The organism is Bombella pluederhausensis, from assembly GCF_026385525.1.
GTDB classification, from domain to species: Bacteria; Pseudomonadota; Alphaproteobacteria; order Acetobacterales; family Acetobacteraceae; genus Bombella; species Bombella pluederhausensis.
This window is the reverse complement of the sequence record NZ_JANIDY010000002.1, coordinates 90,573-108,294: the sequence shown is the minus strand read 5'-3', so window position 1 is coordinate 108,294 and position 17,722 is coordinate 90,573. Positions and strand designations below refer to the sequence as shown.

Annotated in this window: 17 protein-coding genes and 1 tRNA gene; 7 read left to right on the top strand and 11 right to left on the bottom strand. The window is 56.3% G+C overall.

The features are described 5' to 3' along the window. Position 1: 1 nt before the first annotated feature. Positions 2–1,024 carry a type I glyceraldehyde-3-phosphate dehydrogenase gene (gene gap / locus NQF86_RS05115; protein ID WP_266116560.1) on the bottom strand — a complete coding sequence of 341 codons (1,023 nt, stop codon included), beginning with the start codon at positions 1,022–1,024 and terminating at the stop codon, positions 2–4. Between the two features lie 144 nt (positions 1,025–1,168). Here gap and NQF86_RS05110 point away from each other — a divergent pair, with 144 nt between their 5' ends. Together NQF86_RS05110 and NQF86_RS05105 are read left to right on the top strand one after the other, a co-directional pair. Continuing rightward, positions 1,169–1,642 carry a hypothetical protein gene (locus NQF86_RS05110; protein WP_266116559.1) on the top strand — a complete coding sequence of 158 codons (474 nt, stop codon included), beginning with the start codon at positions 1,169–1,171 and terminating at the stop codon, positions 1,640–1,642. Continuing rightward, the gene (locus tag NQF86_RS05105) at positions 1,632–3,182 is read left to right on the top strand and encodes a glycosyltransferase family 2 protein (protein ID WP_266116558.1); all 1,551 of its coding nucleotides are present in this window, start codon (positions 1,632–1,634) and stop codon (positions 3,180–3,182) included. Before NQF86_RS05110 ends, NQF86_RS05105 begins: the two co-directional genes overlap by 11 nt. A 67-nt stretch (positions 3,183–3,249) precedes the next feature. Here NQF86_RS05105 and NQF86_RS05100 read toward each other — a convergent pair whose 3' ends face one another. From NQF86_RS05100 to hpnH, 6 genes are all read right to left on the bottom strand, one after another. Next, positions 3,250–4,290, bottom strand: a complete 1,041-nt coding sequence (locus tag NQF86_RS05100; RefSeq protein ID WP_266116557.1) for a hypothetical protein — start codon at positions 4,288–4,290, stop codon at positions 3,250–3,252. 92 nt (positions 4,291–4,382) lie between these two features. Continuing rightward, a complete protein-coding gene (locus NQF86_RS05095; protein WP_266116556.1) occupies positions 4,383–4,745 on the bottom strand; it encodes an arsenate reductase in 363 nt (120 codons plus the stop codon). 106 nt (positions 4,746–4,851) lie between these two features. Further along, positions 4,852–4,926 (bottom strand) — tRNA-Thr (locus tag NQF86_RS05090). A 56-nt stretch (positions 4,927–4,982) separates the two neighbouring features. Continuing rightward, the gene (dksA, locus tag NQF86_RS05085) at positions 4,983–5,396 is read right to left on the bottom strand and encodes an RNA polymerase-binding protein DksA (RefSeq protein ID WP_266116555.1); all 414 of its coding nucleotides are present in this window, start codon (positions 5,394–5,396) and stop codon (positions 4,983–4,985) included. 280 nt (positions 5,397–5,676) lie between these two features. Further along, complete coding sequence (locus NQF86_RS05080; protein WP_266116554.1) at positions 5,677–6,969, bottom strand: hemolysin family protein; 1,293 nt, start codon at positions 6,967–6,969, stop codon at positions 5,677–5,679. 74 nt (positions 6,970–7,043) lie between these two features. Continuing rightward, positions 7,044–8,252, bottom strand: a complete 1,209-nt coding sequence (gene hpnH, locus NQF86_RS05075) for an adenosyl-hopene transferase HpnH (RefSeq protein ID WP_266116553.1) — start codon at positions 8,250–8,252, stop codon at positions 7,044–7,046. Between the two features lie 357 nt (positions 8,253–8,609). On the opposite strand from hpnH, the gene NQF86_RS05070 reads away from it, so the two are divergent. The 4 genes from NQF86_RS05070 to hpnK all read left to right on the top strand — a co-directional run bounded on the left by NQF86_RS05070 (position 8,610) and on the right by hpnK (position 13,045). Beyond that, a complete protein-coding gene (locus NQF86_RS05070; protein WP_266116552.1) occupies positions 8,610–9,266 on the top strand; it encodes an ABC transporter substrate-binding protein in 657 nt (218 codons plus the stop codon). Between the two features lie 113 nt (positions 9,267–9,379). Next, positions 9,380–10,561, top strand: a complete 1,182-nt coding sequence (gene hpnI / locus NQF86_RS05065; RefSeq protein WP_266116551.1) for a bacteriohopanetetrol glucosamine biosynthesis glycosyltransferase HpnI — start codon at positions 9,380–9,382, stop codon at positions 10,559–10,561. Positions 10,562–10,644: 83 nt separating this feature from the next. Beyond that, positions 10,645–12,069, top strand: a complete 1,425-nt coding sequence (hpnJ, locus tag NQF86_RS05060) for a hopanoid biosynthesis associated radical SAM protein HpnJ (protein WP_266116550.1) — start codon at positions 10,645–10,647, stop codon at positions 12,067–12,069. Positions 12,070–12,208: 139 nt separating this feature from the next. Continuing rightward, a complete protein-coding gene (gene hpnK, locus NQF86_RS05055; RefSeq protein WP_266116549.1) occupies positions 12,209–13,045 on the top strand; it encodes a hopanoid biosynthesis-associated protein HpnK in 837 nt (278 codons plus the stop codon). A gap of 65 nt (positions 13,046–13,110) precedes the next feature. Here hpnK and NQF86_RS05050 read toward each other — a convergent pair whose 3' ends face one another. After that, positions 13,111–14,097 carry an adenosine kinase gene (locus tag NQF86_RS05050; RefSeq protein WP_266116548.1) on the bottom strand — a complete coding sequence of 329 codons (987 nt, stop codon included), beginning with the start codon at positions 14,095–14,097 and terminating at the stop codon, positions 13,111–13,113. Positions 14,098–14,396: 299 nt separating this feature from the next. Between NQF86_RS05050 and NQF86_RS05045 the strand changes: the two genes are divergently transcribed. Then, positions 14,397–14,897: a bactofilin family protein gene (locus NQF86_RS05045; protein ID WP_266116547.1), complete on the top strand. Its 501-nt coding sequence runs from the start codon at positions 14,397–14,399 to the stop codon at positions 14,895–14,897. Between the two features lie 93 nt (positions 14,898–14,990). Here NQF86_RS05045 and NQF86_RS05040 read toward each other — a convergent pair whose 3' ends face one another. From NQF86_RS05040 to trxA, 3 genes are all read right to left on the bottom strand, one after another. Beyond that, positions 14,991–15,680: a GcrA family cell cycle regulator gene (locus tag NQF86_RS05040; protein ID WP_266116792.1), complete on the bottom strand. Its 690-nt coding sequence runs from the start codon at positions 15,678–15,680 to the stop codon at positions 14,991–14,993. 147 nt (positions 15,681–15,827) lie between these two features. Continuing rightward, complete coding sequence (gene rnd / locus NQF86_RS05035) at positions 15,828–17,009, bottom strand: ribonuclease D (RefSeq protein ID WP_407652871.1); 1,182 nt, start codon at positions 17,007–17,009, stop codon at positions 15,828–15,830. A gap of 131 nt (positions 17,010–17,140) precedes the next feature. After that, positions 17,141–17,470, bottom strand: coding sequence for a thioredoxin TrxA (trxA, locus tag NQF86_RS05030; protein WP_266116545.1), 330 nt, complete (start codon positions 17,468–17,470; stop codon positions 17,141–17,143). Between the last annotated feature and the right edge of the window lie 252 nt (positions 17,471–17,722).

The following is a 17,722-nucleotide window of genomic DNA, read 5'->3' as shown; positions in this document are numbered from 1 at the left end:
ATCAGAGTTTCCCGAACAGAGAAGCCGTGTCAGACATGCGGTTGGAGAAGCCCCACTCATTGTCGTACCATGCGCAGATACGAACCAGCTCACCACCATCAACCAGTGCTGTCTGTGTGGCATCAAAGGTGGAGGAGAAGGCAACGTGGTTGAAGTCGTGGCTCACCAGCGGCTCCGTGTTGTAACCGAGGATGCCCTTCAGGCGACCTTCGGAAGCTTCACGGATGGCTTCGTTGACTTCCTCAACGGAGGACGGCTTGCGCTTCGGCACGAAGTCCAGAGAGACGAGGGAGACGTTCGGTGTCGGCACGCGAATGGCCGTACCGTCCAGCTTGCCCTTGAGGTGCGGCAGAACCAGACCAACAGCACGAGCAGCACCCGTGGATGTCGGAATGATGTTGACAGCAGCTGCACGGGCACGGCGCGGGTCCTTGTGCAGTGTGTCGATGGTGCGCTGGTCACCCGTGTAGGAGTGAACGGTCACCATATAACCACGCTCAATGCCGAATGTCTCATCCAGAACGGAAGCAACCGGGGAGAGACAGTTGGTCGTGCAGGAAGCGTTGGAAACAATGGTCATGCCCGGCTTCAGGGCATCATTGTTCACGCCGTACACGATTGTGGCGTCAGCGTCCTTACCCGGAGCAGAGATCAGCACGTGCTTGGCACCGGCTGTCAGCAGGGCAGAAGCCTTGTCACGAGCCGTGAACAGGCCTGTGCATTCCATGGCCACGTCAACGCCCTGAAGCGGGATTTCTTCCGGGTTGCGATGAGCTGTCACCTTGATCGGCCCGATTGTACGGCCCTGATGGGTCTTGATGAGCAGGTCACCATTGACAACCTCAACATCAGCCGGCAGGCGGCCGTGAACGGTGTCATACTTCAGAAGGTGAGCGTTGGCCTCCACGGAGCCGAGATCGTTGATCAGAACCGGCTCGACGTCAGTGCGTCCGCTTTCGATGATGCCACGAAGAACCAGACGTCCGATACGTCCGAACCCGTTGATTGCAATTTTAACGGCCATTGGTCGCTTCCTCCATGATTGGTAGCTAAAGGACTCTTTTATCCATAGCACCACTGCGAAAGAGCAACAGGGGGAAAATGAAGTTTTTAAAGCAGGCCTGCTTCCCTCTTGCGTCATGCCCCGCTTCCTGTAACTAGTTGTTTTATGATGGCTCTTTCTGTCCACCGTTCTGTTCTACGAGTCTGGCCTGTCGTTCTGGCAGGGCTCACAGCTTCCCTATGCGGCTGCAATCCTATTGACCAGCGCACCTTCGACCCTCAGGCTGGCAGGCCGCCACAGGTGGCCGCTCCTGCCCTGCCCGCCGCAGCACCGGGCAGGCCGGCCTTCCTCCAGATCACTGGTGGTACGCCTGAGCAGACCTACGGGCCGGAAGTGGAAAAAGCTACCAAGCTAGCCCTAAGCCGCAAGAGCAACATTCTGTTCATCGTTCAGGGCATGGCTCCCATGCAGAAGACGCCGGATGCCGAAGCGGAATCCCTGCATCGTCTGACTCAGGAACTCGTCAATCCGGTTGCCAGCCATATTCTGGCTGCGGGCGCCCGCCCCATACAGATCGACATGCGGGCCAGCTCCGACCCGACTATCCAGAACAACATGGTGCGTATTTATGTCCGCTAAGCGCCCCCGGCTTACCTGTGCCCTCCTTCTGAAACAGGCCGATCACACATTACCGGGCTGGCTGGCATGGCATCTTTCATTAGGTATCGAGCATATTGCCGTCATTGATGGCGGCATTGATGACAGCGCCCGGCAGATCATTCGCAGCCTCCAGCCGGACTGGCCTGTCTCATGGCTCCCCGTGGAGCTGCCCGATGATCTGACAGCCGAAGCAAGACGCCTCACCCTGACCCGCCGTGCCTTAACGCATCTCCGTCACATCACGCAGGGGATGAAGCAGCTCTCCCGCGAAGAAAACGGTCATGATGACCCTGTCGATGACTGGATCATCATTCTGGATGCTGATGAGTATCTCACAGTCGAGCGTGGTGCCCAGACGCTCTTTCATCGCATTCCCGATGAAACTTCGGCCATTGCTGTCCATTGGCGTATCCACGGGACGGCGGGCCATCTATCTCCGCCACCGGGGCATATCGTTGCCAACCATATCTGGCATGCCCTCCCTTCATTCCCGGATCATCAGTTTGTCCGCCTCCTAGCTCGACTCGACAGCCTACCCGCCGCTGAGGAGCTGACAGACCCACTTATGTTCGGTCTGCCAGCAGAAAAGATACGCCGCATCAACGGCCAGCCTTATCATCCAAATGATGGAACCGTGCTCACTTCCCTGTGGGAAGGTGGCTGTATCCAGCATTATATCTGCGCTCTGGCTCACGGGAAGAAAGAGCTGCCTCCTCCCATGCGGGCCCATTACGACCGTAATGAACAGATGACCGCTCAGGGAACGCATCAGCTTCGGGAAATGCGAAAGCTCGCGAACCAGATGCGGGAAGCCGCCCTTCAGGCTGGTCTCTCCCGCCTGAAGAAACTGGCAGCGCAGCGCCTTGACGAATACCGGAAAAAACAGCGGGAACAGGATGCGAACATCGCCATAGCGGACCATGTCCAACATGACACGTTCCATTATGACCGGATACTGCCCCCGGCTGACAGCACATTACTGTTGAACCTGCAGTTCTCTCCGCCCTATGTGACAGGTCAGAGCGTCCTTCTCCGCTTCACGGAAGGGCGCCTCCTGGAATGTGACCAGACAGAACAGCGGCAGCCCTTCATTGGCTTCTGGCAGGAAGCGAACCCGCATATTCTGACACTTCATACACAGGACCGGGCCCCTTTTACTCTGGGGGATGCCCCCTGTCCCTTCGGGATGACCAGCCTGCGCATCACGTTTGATGCAGAAAAACGGCAAGTTCATCTCCCTTATGAAACTGGTCATAGCAGCACTCCTCTGGAAATCATTCCAGCATCCGTCCCGCCCACCATTCTGTTCGTGCCCCTGCCACCAGCCGATGAACCGGGTGGACTAAGCGTGCATGGCCTGCTCATGTGGTTGGCAGGGCACCCCAACGTCAAGCCGCATGACCTCCAGCGGGCACTCCTCCTGCTTTCACCAGCTTCCGCCCATCAGATGCACATGCTAGCCCCGGCTCTGGAGGAGTTCCTACCCAAATTTCAGACCAGACCGGCCTTCATGCCTTAACGGCCGCTTTAGTGACCGAAAGACAAAAAAGGGGAAGCCATCAAAACAGGCTTCCCCTTTTTTCGCTTCATAGAAACCGGAAAGCTCCCAGCACAGCTAACATGATACCGGCCCCCACAATCAACCCAACCAGAAGCGGCAGGAATAACGGCCTCTGTCCCGCTTCGGCTGGCCGTTCTGTCAACGCTGCCAGACTTGCCCTCAGGGCTGTTAATTCTTCCTGCTGGGCTCGTTCTTCATCCTGACGCAAACGCACCATACCGCTCTGCTGCCTAATATAACCGGCAGCCTCCAGAGGCGTACTAAAGAAACACTCCACCAGATGCGGCACTATCGTGGTTATGCCGCCATCTGTCCCCCTATCACAGGCAAGCACTCTGTATGCCGGACATTGGAGAAGGGCCTTCGTGAAAGCGGCCCTCTCAAGAGCTGATAAGCAATCCTCTGCGACAACCAGAAAAACAATATCCTGTTCAAGCGCCTGCAGACTCTGGATAGCCGAACTGACCACATCCTCCTGAATAGCCTGTATCGTAACTGTCCGCTCTGTCCAGAAACCACCGAGGGCCTGCTGCACAGCTCGTAGCCGTTCCACACCCACACCTAGTCCCAGAAGGAGCATCCTTGCCCCTTCCTGAACAGGAAAAACACGCCGTTGCGGACTCAGGTCACGCAAAGTCTGCATGACAGCCTCACTCTGTCGGGCTGCCTCCTCTTTCTCATCGCGCGCAATGGACAGAACTTCAAAACGAGGAACCACCTGCCCCTGATGCAGATGCGCCCTCACCAAACCAAACACGCGCACACGCTCGCCAGCGTGAAGGCCCTCTCCCTCCAGCAAGGAAGGAGAAATATCCAGCAGAATGGCGGCGCCGGTCCGTTGATCCACTAACGGCGTCCCTTCACGCCGGCGCCAGCGGTCCACGGGAACTTCGCCCACAACACCACAAACCTGCACTGGAGTCTGCCAGTCCTCAAAACGGGCACAGATTTCCGAAAGACGCCGCCGGAACAGCATCTGTACCTGCTCCGGCGCCATCACCGGAAAATCCTTCTCTGACAGTGTGGATGAAGAAGCAGGAATACGCCGTGAAAACACTTCCATCATTCCTCTCCCTCATCTGAAAAAACAAAAGGCTCCAACGAGTGGAGCCTTTATTACCATCTTATGAACGAGGCAACGAGCATGCCCGCCACCTTTCAGCCTTTTCGAGAGAAAAGAGCCTCATAACTGTCAGCTTTAAAACCAACCGTCACCGTGTCTCCAACCGTCAGAACAGGACGGCGAACCAATGTCGGATGTTCAAGCATCAGAGCCATAGCCTTGGCTTCATCAATATCCTGCTTGGCCACCTCATCAAGGCGGCGGAATGTCAGGCTCGAACGGTTGAGAAGCTTCTCCCACCCTACGCTAGCACTCCATTCTTTCAGGAGAGCATTTGTCAGACCATCCTTGCGTACATCATGATAGCGGAAGGCAATATTCTGCTCCTCCAGCCAGTGCATGGCTTTCTTCACGGTAGAACAGGTCTTGATGCCATAAAGAACAACCGGATCAGCCATAGAAAACATGCCCTAATACGAAAGAGGAACACACAGCCCCACAAGGGACATAAGAAGATTCATGTAGGGGAAAAAACAGACAGGATAGAAAAGCGCCTCGTGGCGGTGGTGCTGCTGGCGAGGATTGAACTCGCGACCTCTCCCTTACCAAGGGAGTGCTCTACCACTGAGCTACAGCAGCCCTGCTGTCCTATGGCGGGTTAACTAGCCTATTCGCCCCCGCCATGCAACCTCTAATCAGTCATCCCGATAAATCTTTTCGTGCCGCTCATGCCGTTCCTGCGCCTCAAGCGACAATGTAGCAATCGGACGGGCCTCAAGACGCTGTAGAGCGATGGGTTCACCCGTTTCTTCGCAATAGCCGTATGAACCATCTTCGATCCGGGCCAGAGCCATATCAATCTTGATAATCAGCTTACGGGCACGGTCACGGGTTCTGAGTTCGAAGGCACGGTCCGTTTCCACTGTAGCACGGTCCGCCAGATCAGCTTCATGAATCCCACCTTCAGAGAGACTGGCCAGAGTTTCCCCTGCTTCCTTGAGAAGGTCCATCCGCCAGTGCAGCAGTTTCTGGCGGAAATAGGCCAGCTGCCGCTCATTCATGAACTCCTCATCTGCGGAAGGACGGTAGTCAGGTGAAAGCGTGATCATGCGCAACTCCTTCTCGTAGCACCTCCCCACTCCGCCGCTACACAACGACACGACACTAGGGATAGTGGTTGCCCGGTTTATATCGACACCACCAGACATCGCCAAGACAGGCAAAGGAGTTTTTTTGATAATCATTGCCTGATCAGAAAGAAATATTATAATTTTTTTTATAAAAACACAGACAAGCCCATCACAAACTTATGACTTAACTGTAAGTTTATATAAAACTTACTCTTTCTTTACTGAGAATCAACTACCCACCCGGCACAGATTCCCGGTCTCAGTTCTTTGCCAATGCCCAACGGCTGACACGCACCCGCAGAACACGGCGCCGTTCCATCTCCAGAACCTCGAAAAGCCAGCCAGAAAACACGACCTTATCCCCCTTGGCAGGGACACGGCGCAACAGAGCCATCAGAGCACCACCAAGCGTATGGTAACGCCCATCTTCAGGTGGAACAGGGATATTCAGACGGGCACAGACCTCATCAACAGGCATGGTACCATCAAGGATATATTCCTCCTTGCCGTCAGCCTCCTCACCTTTCTGCGTAGACGCATCCAGCGCCTCATCGCCGATAATAGCCTCAAACACGTCTGAAGGCGTCACGATCCCTTCAAAAGACCCGTATTCATCAAAGACAAACACGATCCCCAAGGAAATGCCCTTGAGGCGTTCAATCATACCCTGCGCCGTCAGGCTATCCGGAATGGCAGGTGGTGTCCGCAACACGGCATCAATAGACAGAGGCAAACCCAGCAGGAGCCGATCCATCACATCCTTGGCCAGCATGACACCGACAGGATGGTCCACATCCCCGTCACAGACCACGATCCGCCCATAGGATGACTGGCGAAGCTTCCGTGCCAATGTCTCCTCATCCGCATTACGATCGATCCAGAACAATTCATTCCGGGGGGTCATGATGGCACGAACGGGACGATCTGCCAGACGGAGCAGACGCTCGATAATCTCTCGCTCCCCCGTCTCCAAAATTCCCGCCTGCATCCCTTCCTGCAGAACGGCCTTCAGCTCCTCCTCCGTCACGGTCGCACGGGGCAGAGAGCCAATACCTATAAGGCGCAGAACAAAATCGGACGTTCTACTCAGCAGCCAGACGACCGGCCTCGTACACCATGCCAGCATCAGCAAGGCAGATGACAAACGTATGGCAATAATTTCAGGTCGATGCAGCGCAATCTGCTTCGGCACCAATTCGCCAAAAACGAGCATGGCGAACGTAATCAATGCCACAACGATGATGATGGAGAGTTCACCAGCAAAAGGCTGTAAAACCGCCCAATGCTCAATGGAATGCCGTACCGCCTCCTCTATCTGGCTGCCCCCAAAGGCACCTTCCAGAATGGAGACGAGTGTCATGCCGATCTGTACAGTCGGCAGAAAGTTCTGCGGATTTTCTGCGAGTTTTAGCGCACGCTCTGCTCCGGCAACCTTACTCTGTGCCAGATGAGAAAGCCGGGCACGCCTCGCTGAAATAAGCGCCAGCTCCCCCGTGGCAAAAATACCATTGAGAAAGATGAGCAGAACGATTGTTAAAACAGAAATCATCATGAGGTCCATCCTGCCCTGATCTGCGCCTCATCACAAGAAGGAGCCGATCAGGACAGATGGCAGAAGCTGCCTTATTACTTCGCAGCAGCCGTGGCGGAACCCTCGGCCTCGGTGCGGCCATTGATGCGCACACGCGGCCCACGGGCTGGCTTACTGCCACCACGCTTGGCTTCTTCACCCTCAATGCGCTCCAGCTGGCGGGCCACTTCATCATCATAGCCGTAGGAAGCAGGGCGCTGATTGGCCAGAGAGATTTCCGGTGCCATCGGCTTCTCCGTCTCAGGGCCTTTCAGAGCGACCTTGAGAAGATGGAGAGGACGGCGCACAGCATCCATCACAGCCGTGGATTCATACCCGGAATGGACCATACAGTCGGCGCATTTCTCATAAGCACCCGTACCGTACTGATCCCATGCCGTGTCATCCATCAGTTCCTTGAAGGTCTTGGCATAGCCTTCACCCAGCAGATAGCAGGGACGCTGCCAACCGAACACGGTACGCAGCGGCTTACCCCACGGTGTGCAGTGATAGGTCTCATTCCCGGCAAGGAAGTTCAGGAACAGCGGGGACTGCGTGAAACGCCACTTATGGCCTTTACCAAGGCGGAAAATGTCACGGAACAGCGTCTTGGTCTTCTGGCGGTTCAGGAAGTGCTCCTGATCCGGAGCACGCTCATAGGCATAGCCCGGAGCCGTCATCACGCCATCAACGCCCAGCTTCATGACTTCATCAAAGAAAGCGGCAACACGTTCCGGCTTTACGCCATCGAAAAGCGTGCAGTTGATGGAAACACGGAACCCTTTGGACTTGGCCAGCTTGATAGCCTTGACCGCACGCTCATACACGCCTTCCTGACAGACAGACGAATCGTGCATCTGCTGGTCGCCATCCAAATGGACATCCCATGAGAAGAAAGGTGACGGCTTATAATCGTCAATTTTCTTTTCCAGCAGCAGGGCATTCGTGCAGAGATAGACGTATTTCTTGCGGGCTACGAGCCCTTCAATAATCTGCGGCATCTCCTTGTGCAGCAGCGGCTCACCACCAGCCACGGCAATCACGGGAGCCCCGGCCTCCGTATCAGCATCCATACATTCCTGGTAGCTCATACGCTGGTTGAGGATCTTTGCTGGATAATCAATCTTGCCACAACCTGCGCAAGCCAGATTGCAGCGGAACAGCGGCTCAAGCATCAGCACCAGCGGATAGCGCTTGCGCCCGGTAAGGTGCTGCTTGAGAACGTACCGTCCAACTCGGACAGCCTGCATCAATGGTACGGCCATTATAATCCTCTGATAATTCTCCATCGGGGCTGCATCACGGTACCAGAACACCCGTGCCCGGTGTATGGGAACACCCCACTACAACCAGAAACCGCCACGAAACCTGCCCGGTTCCTTTGCAGAAGCGGCATGGAAATGCAAGCTTGACGGGCTATTCCTACGCCTCACTGTCAGCCCTCATTGCCATCAGGACTGCTATACCCCCTCTGGACTCGTTCATTCAATGATAATGCGTTATGGTGCCTCATCGACTGTAACATATTCATCACAGTTGTACGGCGTCCTGCAGGGGTCTCTCTTGTAAAAAGCCTCATGGCCTCTTGCATAAAAAGGCACATAGGAGGAAAGAGCATGCATATGAAACGTTGTCTTATGTCTTCCATTGGCATGATGGCCCTGCTGGCAGGGGTCCTCACCGCCACCGGCCTGAACCCTGCACAGGCCGCTGACCGTGCCCGGGCATCTGCGGCTGCGGGCGCTGCAACGCCTCAGGCACCGATACAGGCCCTCTACAAGGCTCTGGACCTGTCCGAACATTCCAGCGCTGGCGTGGGCAAGCGCAGTGCCATGATCGCCCCGGTGGTGGACCGTGCCTTCGATATGGACGCTATCCTTAAGCGTTCGGTCGGGCTGCATTATGACCACCTCTCCCCGGATGAACGCAGCTCCCTCATCGCTGCTTTCAAACGCTTTACCGTGGCCCGCTATGCCTCCACCTTCAAGCCGGGGACGGCTGCCACCTTCACCGTGGCACAGAACAGCGTGGAAGATGGCCGCACCATCGTCCATACGACCATCGGCAACAAGAACGATCCTGCCAACGCTGCGACTCCCATTGATTACGTGATGGTGCAGGGCCCTGATGGCTGGCGCATCGTGGACATCCTGCTTGATGGCCATATCAGTCAGGTTGCAGCTCAGCGTTCTGACTTCAAGTCCATTTTCAGCCAGAGTGGTGCCAGCGGTCTGGCACGGACACTGACCAAAAAAGCTGACGATTTTCTTACAGAATAACGTCCCAAGCTGACCCCCTCCCCTTTCTGCACCTCCTGCCAGCACAGTCTGCCATGCCGAAAGGGGACTGATTCTTCCTATTCTTTCCACCATTCCTACAGGTACCGCGACTGATGCCCCCACTGCTTGCGATAGCCTCTGCCGTAAGCGGCGCTTTCTCATTAGCCGGGGCCGTACAGGGTGTGATCGGGACGGTACTGCTGGATCGCTTCCGCCGGAATGTACGGGTCCCCGGTGACCCGGAGCCTGCTCCCGCCCCCAAACGGCAGACAACCACCCTGCCGGGCGTAACAATCATGAAGCCCCTACACGGGGACGAACCCCTGCTTGAAGAAGCGCTGGAAAGTTTTTTCAGGCAGGACTATCCAGCCTGTCAGATCGTTTTCGGGCTTCAGGATAAGCATGACCCGGCGCTGAAAGTCATCCAGCGCCTACAGAAGCGCTACCCCGACCATGACGTGTCCATCGTTATTAACGAGACTCAACACGGACCAAACCGTAAGGTTGGTAATCTCATCAACATGTATCCGTCCTGTCGACATGACATACTCGTCATTTCTGACTCCGACATTCATGTCAGTCCAGACTACATAAGCAGCATCATCAGTGCACTCCAGCGGAATGGGGTGCAACTTGTCACCACCCTCTATGCAGGCCTGCCCGCCAGTAACAGCCTTGTCCGCAAGCTGGGTGCCTACAGCATCAATGCCAACTTCCTGCCCGGTGTCATGATGTCCCGCCAAATGGGACGACAGGACTGTCTGGGCGCAACCATGGCCCTACGGCGGCAACATCTCGCAGAAATTGGCGGGCTGGAAGCGCTGGTCCAACATGTGGCGGATGATGCCGTTCTGGGGCAGCTCATTCGCCGTAATGGTGGACAGATCGCACTGGCAGACACCATCTGCCAGACAACCGTAGCAGAAACGACCCTGCGCGATCTCTTTAGCCATGAACTGCGCTGGGGCCGGACTGTCCGCAGTGTGGAACCTGTGGGCTATGGCCTTTCTGCCCTTCAGCTCCCGTTATTCTGGGGCAGCCTCTGTGTCCTTTTTGCACCAGCTCGGCTTTTTTCATGGGCCGTGCTTGGGGGCGGGTTCCTATGCCGCATGACCATGACAAAACGCATTGGCCGCCTGACAAACTGTGCCCTGCCCGGTATTTCCCCCTTTCTCATCTTTCGGGACTGGCTTTCCATTCTTGTCATGCTTGGTAGCGCCTGTGGCACACGGGTAGCGTGGCGGGGGCAGACGCTGCATATCTCCCGTGGCAAAAAACTTCCGAAACCCCTATAACAATCCCAACTAGCCTTGTGCCCTTCTTCCCTGCTCAGCGAAACCGGCGTTGACAGGCCCGACATAATCAGGAGTGTCCGTTCATGTTGAGAACACTATTTCTGCAGCCCCCATCTTTCGATGGCTTTGATGGTGGCGCTGGCTCACGTTACCAGGCAAAGCGGGAAATCCGGTCTTTCTGGTATCCTACGTGGCTGGCACAGCCTGCAGCAATGGTGCCCGGTTCACGCCTGATTGACGCCCCCCCGGCCAAGATGGGCATGGGGCCGATCCTTGAGGATGTGAAGAACCGTGATCTGGTGATCATGCACACATCCACCCCCTCCTTCCCGTCTGATGTCCGTGTGGCCAAGATGCTAAAGGAAACCAACCCGAAGCTGAAGATCGGGATGGTCGGGGCCAAGGTTGCCGTTCAGCCGGATGAAAGCCTTGCACAGGGCAGCCCGATTGACTTCGTGGCCCGCAACGAGTTCGATTTCACCATCAAGGAAATTGCCGAAGGCAAGCCTCTTGCCGAGGTGGATGGCATTACATGGCGCAATGAGAAGGGTGAGATCATCACCAACAAAGACCGCGCCATGATTGAGGACATGGACAGCCTCCCCTTCGTGACGGAAGTGTACAAGCGCGACCTGAAGATCGAAGACTACTTCATCGGTTATCTGAAGCACCCGTACATCTCCATTTATACGGGCCGTGGCTGTAAGTCCCGCTGCACCTTCTGCCTGTGGCCGCAGACGGTGGGGGGGCATCGCTACCGCACACGCAGCCCTGAGCACGTGGCTGCCGAGATCAAGCTGGCTCTGAAATACTTCCCGCAGGTGAAAGAGTTCTTCTTTGATGACGATACCTTCACCGATGACCTGCCCCGTGCCGAGGCCATCGCCCGTGAGCTGGGCAAGCTGGGTGTGACATGGTCCTGCAACGCCAAGGCCAACGTCCCCTATGACACGCTGAAAGTGCTGCGTGACAACGGCCTGCGCCTGCTGCTCGTTGGGTATGAGAGCGGTAACCAGCAGATCCTTCATAACATCAAGAAGGGTATGCGCATCGAGACAGCCCGTGAGTTCACAAAGAACTGTCACAAGCTGGGCATCAAAATCCACGGTACCTTCATTGTCGGCCTGCCGGGTGAGACAAAAGAAACCATCCGCGAGACCATCGAGTACGCCAAGGAAATCAACCCACACACCATGCAGGTTTCCCTTGCGGCCCCCTACCCGGGCACGTTCCTGCACAAGCAGGCCTCTGAAAATGGCTGGCTGAACGAAGATGAAGCTGAGCTGATTGACGAGAACGGCGTGCAGATTGCTCCGCTGCATTACCCGCACCTCTCCCATACGGAAATCTTCAAGAGCGTGGAAACGTTCTACAAGGAGTTCTATTTCCGTCCGTCCAAAATTTTTGCCATCGTCAAGGAAATGGCTACAGACCCGCAGATGCTCAAGCGTCGTCTGCGTGAGGGTGTGGAGTTCTTCCAGTTCCTCCGTCAGCGTCATTCCTCCTGATGACGGCCTGACATGGCAGAACAGAAAAAGGCGGCCCAATGTGGCCGCCTTTTTTCATGCCCTGCCTGCACCTTTCCATGCAGCCAGAGTTGCGACATGATGCGCCTTCCCTGCTGATCCTTCTTTCATGAGACAGACCATGACAGTTTCTTCGCCCCGCCGTGTCATTTTCTCCGCTGATGATTTCGGCATGAGTGTGGAAGTCAACGAAGCCATTGAGGAAGCTCACCGCAAAGGGCTTCTCAGCACGGCCAGCCTCATGGTGGCCGCACCGGCCTTTGAGGACGCCCTGAAACGGGCACGGAAAATGCCCAATCTACGGCTGGGACTTCATCTGGTCGTCATTGAAGGAGATTCTCTGCTCCATCTCCCCATCATTACAGATCAGCAAGGGTGGTTCGGGCGGGACCAGCTCAAGCTGGGTTTCCAATATTTCTTTTCTCCCACTACACGCTCGGCCCTGAAGAAAGAGATTCATGCCCAGTTCCAGCAGTTTGCCCGCACAGGGCTACGGCTGGACCATGCCAACGCCCATAAGCACATGCATCTGCACCCAACCATCGGGCATATGATGATCCATACGGGCAAGACATACGGCCTGAAGGCAGTCCGCACCCCTATGGAGCCCGCCGCCCCTCTGGGCGGCACTCCCTCTCTCGGGGATCGTGCTCTGGAACAGTGGACCCGTGTTCTTCGTGCCCAGATTCACGCCGCTGGCATGAAGACCAATGATTCATGCTTCGGTCTGCGCTGGTCTGGCCATATGACCCCCGAACGTATTCACAGCCTCATCCCACAGCTCCCTCCCGGTGTGAGCGAAATCTATTTTCACCCCGCCAAGGGACAGAGCCAGCAGATGGCGGAACTCATGCCCGGTTACCAGCCGGATCAGGAGCTCGCCAGCCTGATTAGCCCTACAACCAAAGACCTTCTTGCCGCCAACAACATCCAGACCACCACGTGGGATGCGCTCTAAAACAGCATAAAAAAGGCCAGCCCTCTCATACCGGGGCTGGCCTTTTTACGTTCAGAAGCCTACCATCAGGCTTTCAGCGCAAAGCCATCATCCGGGCGCCCACCAAGACGGGTAATGACATGGCCAGCCGCCTGATTCCCCAAGGCAGCGCAGTCTACGAGCGGCCGCTTCCGGCTGTAGCCAGCAAGGAATCCAGCTGCAAACGCATCACCAGCGCCTGTCGTGTCCACAACCTTCACCGGGGCCGTTGGCACGTCATGACGAGTTTCACCGGCCTGAACGACAGCACCTTTCTCACCACGGGTCACCACACCAAGAGCAACATCACCGGAAAGCGCCTTCAGAGCCTCATCAAGATTTTCCGTTTCATAGAGCGCCAGAATCTCACCCTCATTCGCAAACAGAATATCCACCGATTCAGCCACGAAAGATCGGAAAGCTGCCTGATGCCGCTGGATGCAGAATGTGTCAGAAAGCGTCAAGGACACTTTGCGGCCAGCCTCGTGCGCCAGCTTAGCCGCCCGGTAGAACGCCTCCTGTGCCTGCGGGCGGTCAAACAGATACCCCTCCAGATAGGTAATGGCGGATTCAGCCACCACATCGGCTACCACGTCCTGCGGTGTGAACTCCACGCAGGCCCCCAGATAGGTGAACATGGTCCGCTGGCCATCCGGTGTAATCAGCACGATGCAGCGGGCCGTAGGAATAGTGCCGTCTCCGCTCAGTGGCACTGAAGGGAAGGCAATACCCTGTTTGGCCATGTCCGCCGTAAAATCTTCACCAGCCTTATCAGCGGCCACCTTGCCCAGATAGGCCGTCTTTGCGCCCATGCGGGCCGCCACAACCGCACTATTGGCAGCAGAACCACCACCGGCAACCTGCTCCACATGAATGCGCCGTTCAATCTGCGCCATCGTTGGCGCATCAATCAGGGTCATGCTCCCCGGAGCAGCCCCCAGCTCTGCCAGTACATCCGCACTGACAGTCGCCAACACGTCCACGATGGCATTGCCAACACAGAGAAGATCATATTTTGGGGAGGTAGAGGACATGATAAGGCACACTCTCATTCATTTCTGGCACAATGGCTGCTACCATAGCGCCCGTGCCGTGCAGATCAATCCATCTTCACGATGCCCTTAATATTCACCCTGCATCAATCTTCTCACCCCATGTAGCATTGACAGCCCATGGAAAAGCTTCCTTAGTGAGACCTGTTCACCTAGCCAAGGCCGCTTTCTGGCTCTATTCTGGGAGGCATACCTTCTGACAGACCAGAATTCGGCACAGTGTCCTGAGCGCCACAGTGTCATCATTCAGCGCCACCCTAATCGCCTGACTAAAGGAAATCATGTCTCTACCTACTCCTCCCTCCCCCATGCCCGGTTCCGCTCCCCGTCAGCGTGCCTCATCCAGCCGCTTCAGCAGCCAGGATAATGGCGGTTACACCGATAATGCGCGTACGCTTGTTGTCCATAGTGGCATCACCATCCGCGGGACGATCGAAAATATCGAGCGTCTAATCATCGAGGGAACGGTCGAGGTAGAACATCTCATCGCCAAGGAAATCCTGATCTCCCCGGAAGGGCTTTTCCGTGGCGTAGCCGAAACAGGGTCTGCCGAAATTGCCGGAACACTGGAAGGCGAGCTGACCGTGCGCAACACGTTGACCATCCGTGCCAGCGGGCGGCTGATCGGTGATGCAGAATGCCGCCGCCTTCAGGTAGAGGAAGGTGGGCAGGTCACGGGGAAACTGGGCATGATTACCTCACCGCTGCCCGGTGCCAAGGATCATAATACGACTGCCCATACTCATGAGCCGGAAAGCTCCGCCAACGGGCAGACAGCCTGACAGGCTTTTCGTAGACCCATTTTCATGCAGTCAGAAAAAAAGCTGCCGCCCCGGACGGGATGGCAGCTTTTTTTAATGGCCGGGCCTTACCTGTTAGTGGCGGCGGTCCCGAATCTTCACATACGCAATTGCGGCATGTTCGGCACAATACGGCTTGCCGGACAGAGGCGTGGCCCCACAGAAATGAAACTCCGGCGTGCCCGGGTCGCCGATCGGCCACTGGCATGTCGGCCCCTGCCGAACAGAACGATCCAGCGTATCCCGCACACGACGGGGCGGTGCCACCTTGCGCTGAGGCGCAGCAGGACGAGCCGGTACGTCCGCTTCTTCAACATCAACAGCCGGAGCTGCCGCTTCCTTGCGGGGGACTGCCACTTTCGCCGGTGTCTCTGCTACTGAAGTGTCGGCTTTTACCTTGGCAGGTTTCTCCACCTTTTCGGCCTTTGCCTTGGTAGCCTTCGCCGCACTGGCCTTTTTCTCAACAGGCTTTGCAGGAGCGGCTTCCTCTACGATAGCCTTAGCCTTTTCGACCTTCACATCGTCCGAAGGTGTCTCAGCATCAGTCTTCTTCGTACGGGTCGTACGTGGGCGGGCAGGCTTGCTGGCACTTTCCGCAGCGCTCTTATTGCGGATAGGCGAAGGACGGGGCGGCAGACCGAGACGATGAGCCTTACCAACAACCGCATTTTTTGTAATAGAAAGCTGACGGCCAATCTCCGCCGTTGAGAGGCCCTGCTCCCAAAGCTCCTTGAGCCGTGCGATCAGCTCGTCTGTCCATTCCATAGCCATCCACGTTTCTCCACTCGTTCCCACGGCACACCATCGCAGCGATCCTGCACCATGCTTACCAGAAACCGGACCAGCCCAAAACCGGCCCATTTCTTTCATCCAGCCTATAGCCTTCTGGCCCCTATGGACATCAGGCAGGAATTATCCCCTGTCCACTACCTGCAACTGCCCCCTGCTGACAAACAGAACTTTCTCCCCTCTGAGCAGGGCCTGTGCCTCCCGCCCGAAAAGCTCGGCACGCCAGCCTTTGAGAACGGGCAGATCCGTCTCACCCTGAGCCAGACGTTCCAGCTCATCAGATGAGGCAATCAGCCGGGCTGCCACACGCCCTTCCTCACTCCGTGCCGTCAGCAGAACCTTGAGCAAGGCCAGCACGCCCGAAGGCGCACGGGACCGTTCCGTCTTACGCCTGTTAGGCAGTTCCGGTCGTTCATCTTCAGGACACTTCTCCCCACGCTGCACGGCAGCCAGCAGATCATGTCCTAATGCGCTTCTGGCAAAATCAGCCGTCACGCCCCGAATCCGGGCCAGAGCTCCCCCATCGTGAGGGCGAGCCACAGCAACCTCCAAAAGGCTCTCATCCCGGATGATGCGCTGGCGGGGTACATCCTCTTGCTGGGCAGCCTCCTCCCGCCATGCAGCGACTTCCCGCAGCACAGCCAGCACCTTGCGGTTATTCGTCCGGGGCTTCAGCTTGACCCACAACCCTCTGGGATCAGGCCGGAACAGACTCACTTCACCCAGAGCAGCCAGCTCACCCTTCACCCATGGCAGGCGCCCCTGTTCTTCCAACTGACGAGTCAGCTTCTCATAAATGACCCGCAAATGCGTTACATCGGCGCTTGCATAGGCAATCTGCGCCTTAGACAAGGGCCGGGCCGCCCAATCACTGAAACGATGCGACTTGTCGATGCTCTGGCCTGTCATGGCCGAGACGAGACTGTCATACCCCACCTGCTCACCAAACCCGGCCACCATGGCAGCAACCTGTGTATCGAACACATTGACGGGCAGCTGGTCGAACAGATGAAGGAAAATCTCAAGGTCCTGCCGGGCAGCGTGAAAGACCTTCACACAATTCGGTTCGGCGAGCAATTCGGCCAGAGGGGACAGATCGATGCCCGGCACGCATGTATCAATCAGAGCCACATCTTCGACACCGCCAAGCTGTACGAGACACAGACGGGGCCAGTAGGTCTTCTCCCGCACAAACTCTGTATCAACCGTCACGAAAGGCTCATGACGCAGCTTCTCACACAGGGAAGCTACCCCGGAAGACGTAGTAATCAGGACGGGCGCAGGAAAATCAGACTGTTTTGACATGACGGCCATCTTACACCGTCTGTCTGACGCTGACCATCTCCCCCGCATTACCCCATAAAAAACAGCCCGACAGCAGAGTGTTCCTCCGCCATCGGGCTGCCAGCCATCAGAATAAATGACCCGTTACGGCCTTAGCCGAGATGAGCATCCAGCCATGCCTTAAGCTGGCTCTTGGGCAGGGCACCCATCTGCTGGGCAACCGGCTTGCCATCCTTGAAAAGGATCATGGTCGGAATGCTGCGCACGCCGAATGTGGTCGGGGTCTCCGGGTTGGAATCAATGTCCACCTTCGCCACCGTAACACGCCCCTTATAATCCCTGCCGATTTCATCCAGTGCAGGCGCAATCATGCGGCAAGGACCGCACCATTCTGCCCAGAAATCCACCAGCACAAAGCCCTCAGCCTTCAGAACGTCAGCTTCGAAACCCTGATCTGTCACTGCTACTGTATGTTCGCTCATGATGTGGTCCTTCCCCTCAACAAATATGATCTCTCACTCTGATGTCTCTGCCATACATCACGAACAGTAGCCACCAGCCGGCCAGCAGTGCAGCCCCTCAAAATAAGGGACTCTACCCTGCCTTCTGCCATTGTGTACCCATCCAGTCCTGTTAACCTTTGCAGACGATCGACCCAAATGAGAAACAGGTATTATCGTCCTGAGTGACATGTTTTCTTTATAATAGACAAACAGTAACAGGCCGTTAGCGGG

Excerpts from the sequence above, each read along its gene's own strand:
- NQF86_RS05095 (WP_266116556.1), bottom strand. The coding sequence starts at position 4,745 with ATGGCTGATCCGGTTGTTCTTTATGGCATCAAGACCTGTTCTACCGTG.
- NQF86_RS05105 (WP_266116558.1), top strand. The coding sequence starts at position 1,632 with ATGTCCGCTAAGCGCCCCCGGCTTACCTGTGCCCTCCTTCTGAAACAG.
- rnd (WP_407652871.1), bottom strand. The coding sequence starts at position 17,009 with ATGTCAAAACAGTCTGATTTTCCTGCGCCCGTCCTGATTACTACGTCT.
- gap (WP_266116560.1), bottom strand. The coding sequence starts at position 1,024 with ATGGCCGTTAAAATTGCAATCAACGGGTTCGGACGTATCGGACGTCTG.
- hpnI (WP_266116551.1), top strand. The coding sequence starts at position 9,380 with ATGCCCCCACTGCTTGCGATAGCCTCTGCCGTAAGCGGCGCTTTCTCA.
- NQF86_RS05080 (WP_266116554.1), bottom strand. The coding sequence starts at position 6,969 with ATGATGATTTCTGTTTTAACAATCGTTCTGCTCATCTTTCTCAATGGT.
- NQF86_RS05070 (WP_266116552.1), top strand. The coding sequence starts at position 8,610 with ATGAAACGTTGTCTTATGTCTTCCATTGGCATGATGGCCCTGCTGGCA.
- trxA (WP_266116545.1), bottom strand. The coding sequence starts at position 17,470 with ATGAGCGAACATACAGTAGCAGTGACAGATCAGGGTTTCGAAGCTGAC.
- NQF86_RS05100 (WP_266116557.1), bottom strand. The coding sequence starts at position 4,290 with ATGATGGAAGTGTTTTCACGGCGTATTCCTGCTTCTTCATCCACACTG.
- NQF86_RS05045 (WP_266116547.1), top strand. The coding sequence starts at position 14,397 with ATGTCTCTACCTACTCCTCCCTCCCCCATGCCCGGTTCCGCTCCCCGT.
- NQF86_RS05110 (WP_266116559.1), top strand. The coding sequence starts at position 1,169 with ATGATGGCTCTTTCTGTCCACCGTTCTGTTCTACGAGTCTGGCCTGTC.
- NQF86_RS05050 (WP_266116548.1), bottom strand. The coding sequence starts at position 14,097 with ATGTCCTCTACCTCCCCAAAATATGATCTTCTCTGTGTTGGCAATGCC.
- hpnK (WP_266116549.1), top strand. The coding sequence starts at position 12,209 with ATGACAGTTTCTTCGCCCCGCCGTGTCATTTTCTCCGCTGATGATTTC.
- hpnJ (WP_266116550.1), top strand. The coding sequence starts at position 10,645 with ATGTTGAGAACACTATTTCTGCAGCCCCCATCTTTCGATGGCTTTGAT.
- dksA (WP_266116555.1), bottom strand. The coding sequence starts at position 5,396 with ATGATCACGCTTTCACCTGACTACCGTCCTTCCGCAGATGAGGAGTTC.
- NQF86_RS05040 (WP_266116792.1), bottom strand. The coding sequence starts at position 15,680 with ATGGAATGGACAGACGAGCTGATCGCACGGCTCAAGGAGCTTTGGGAG.
- hpnH (WP_266116553.1), bottom strand. The coding sequence starts at position 8,252 with ATGGCCGTACCATTGATGCAGGCTGTCCGAGTTGGACGGTACGTTCTC.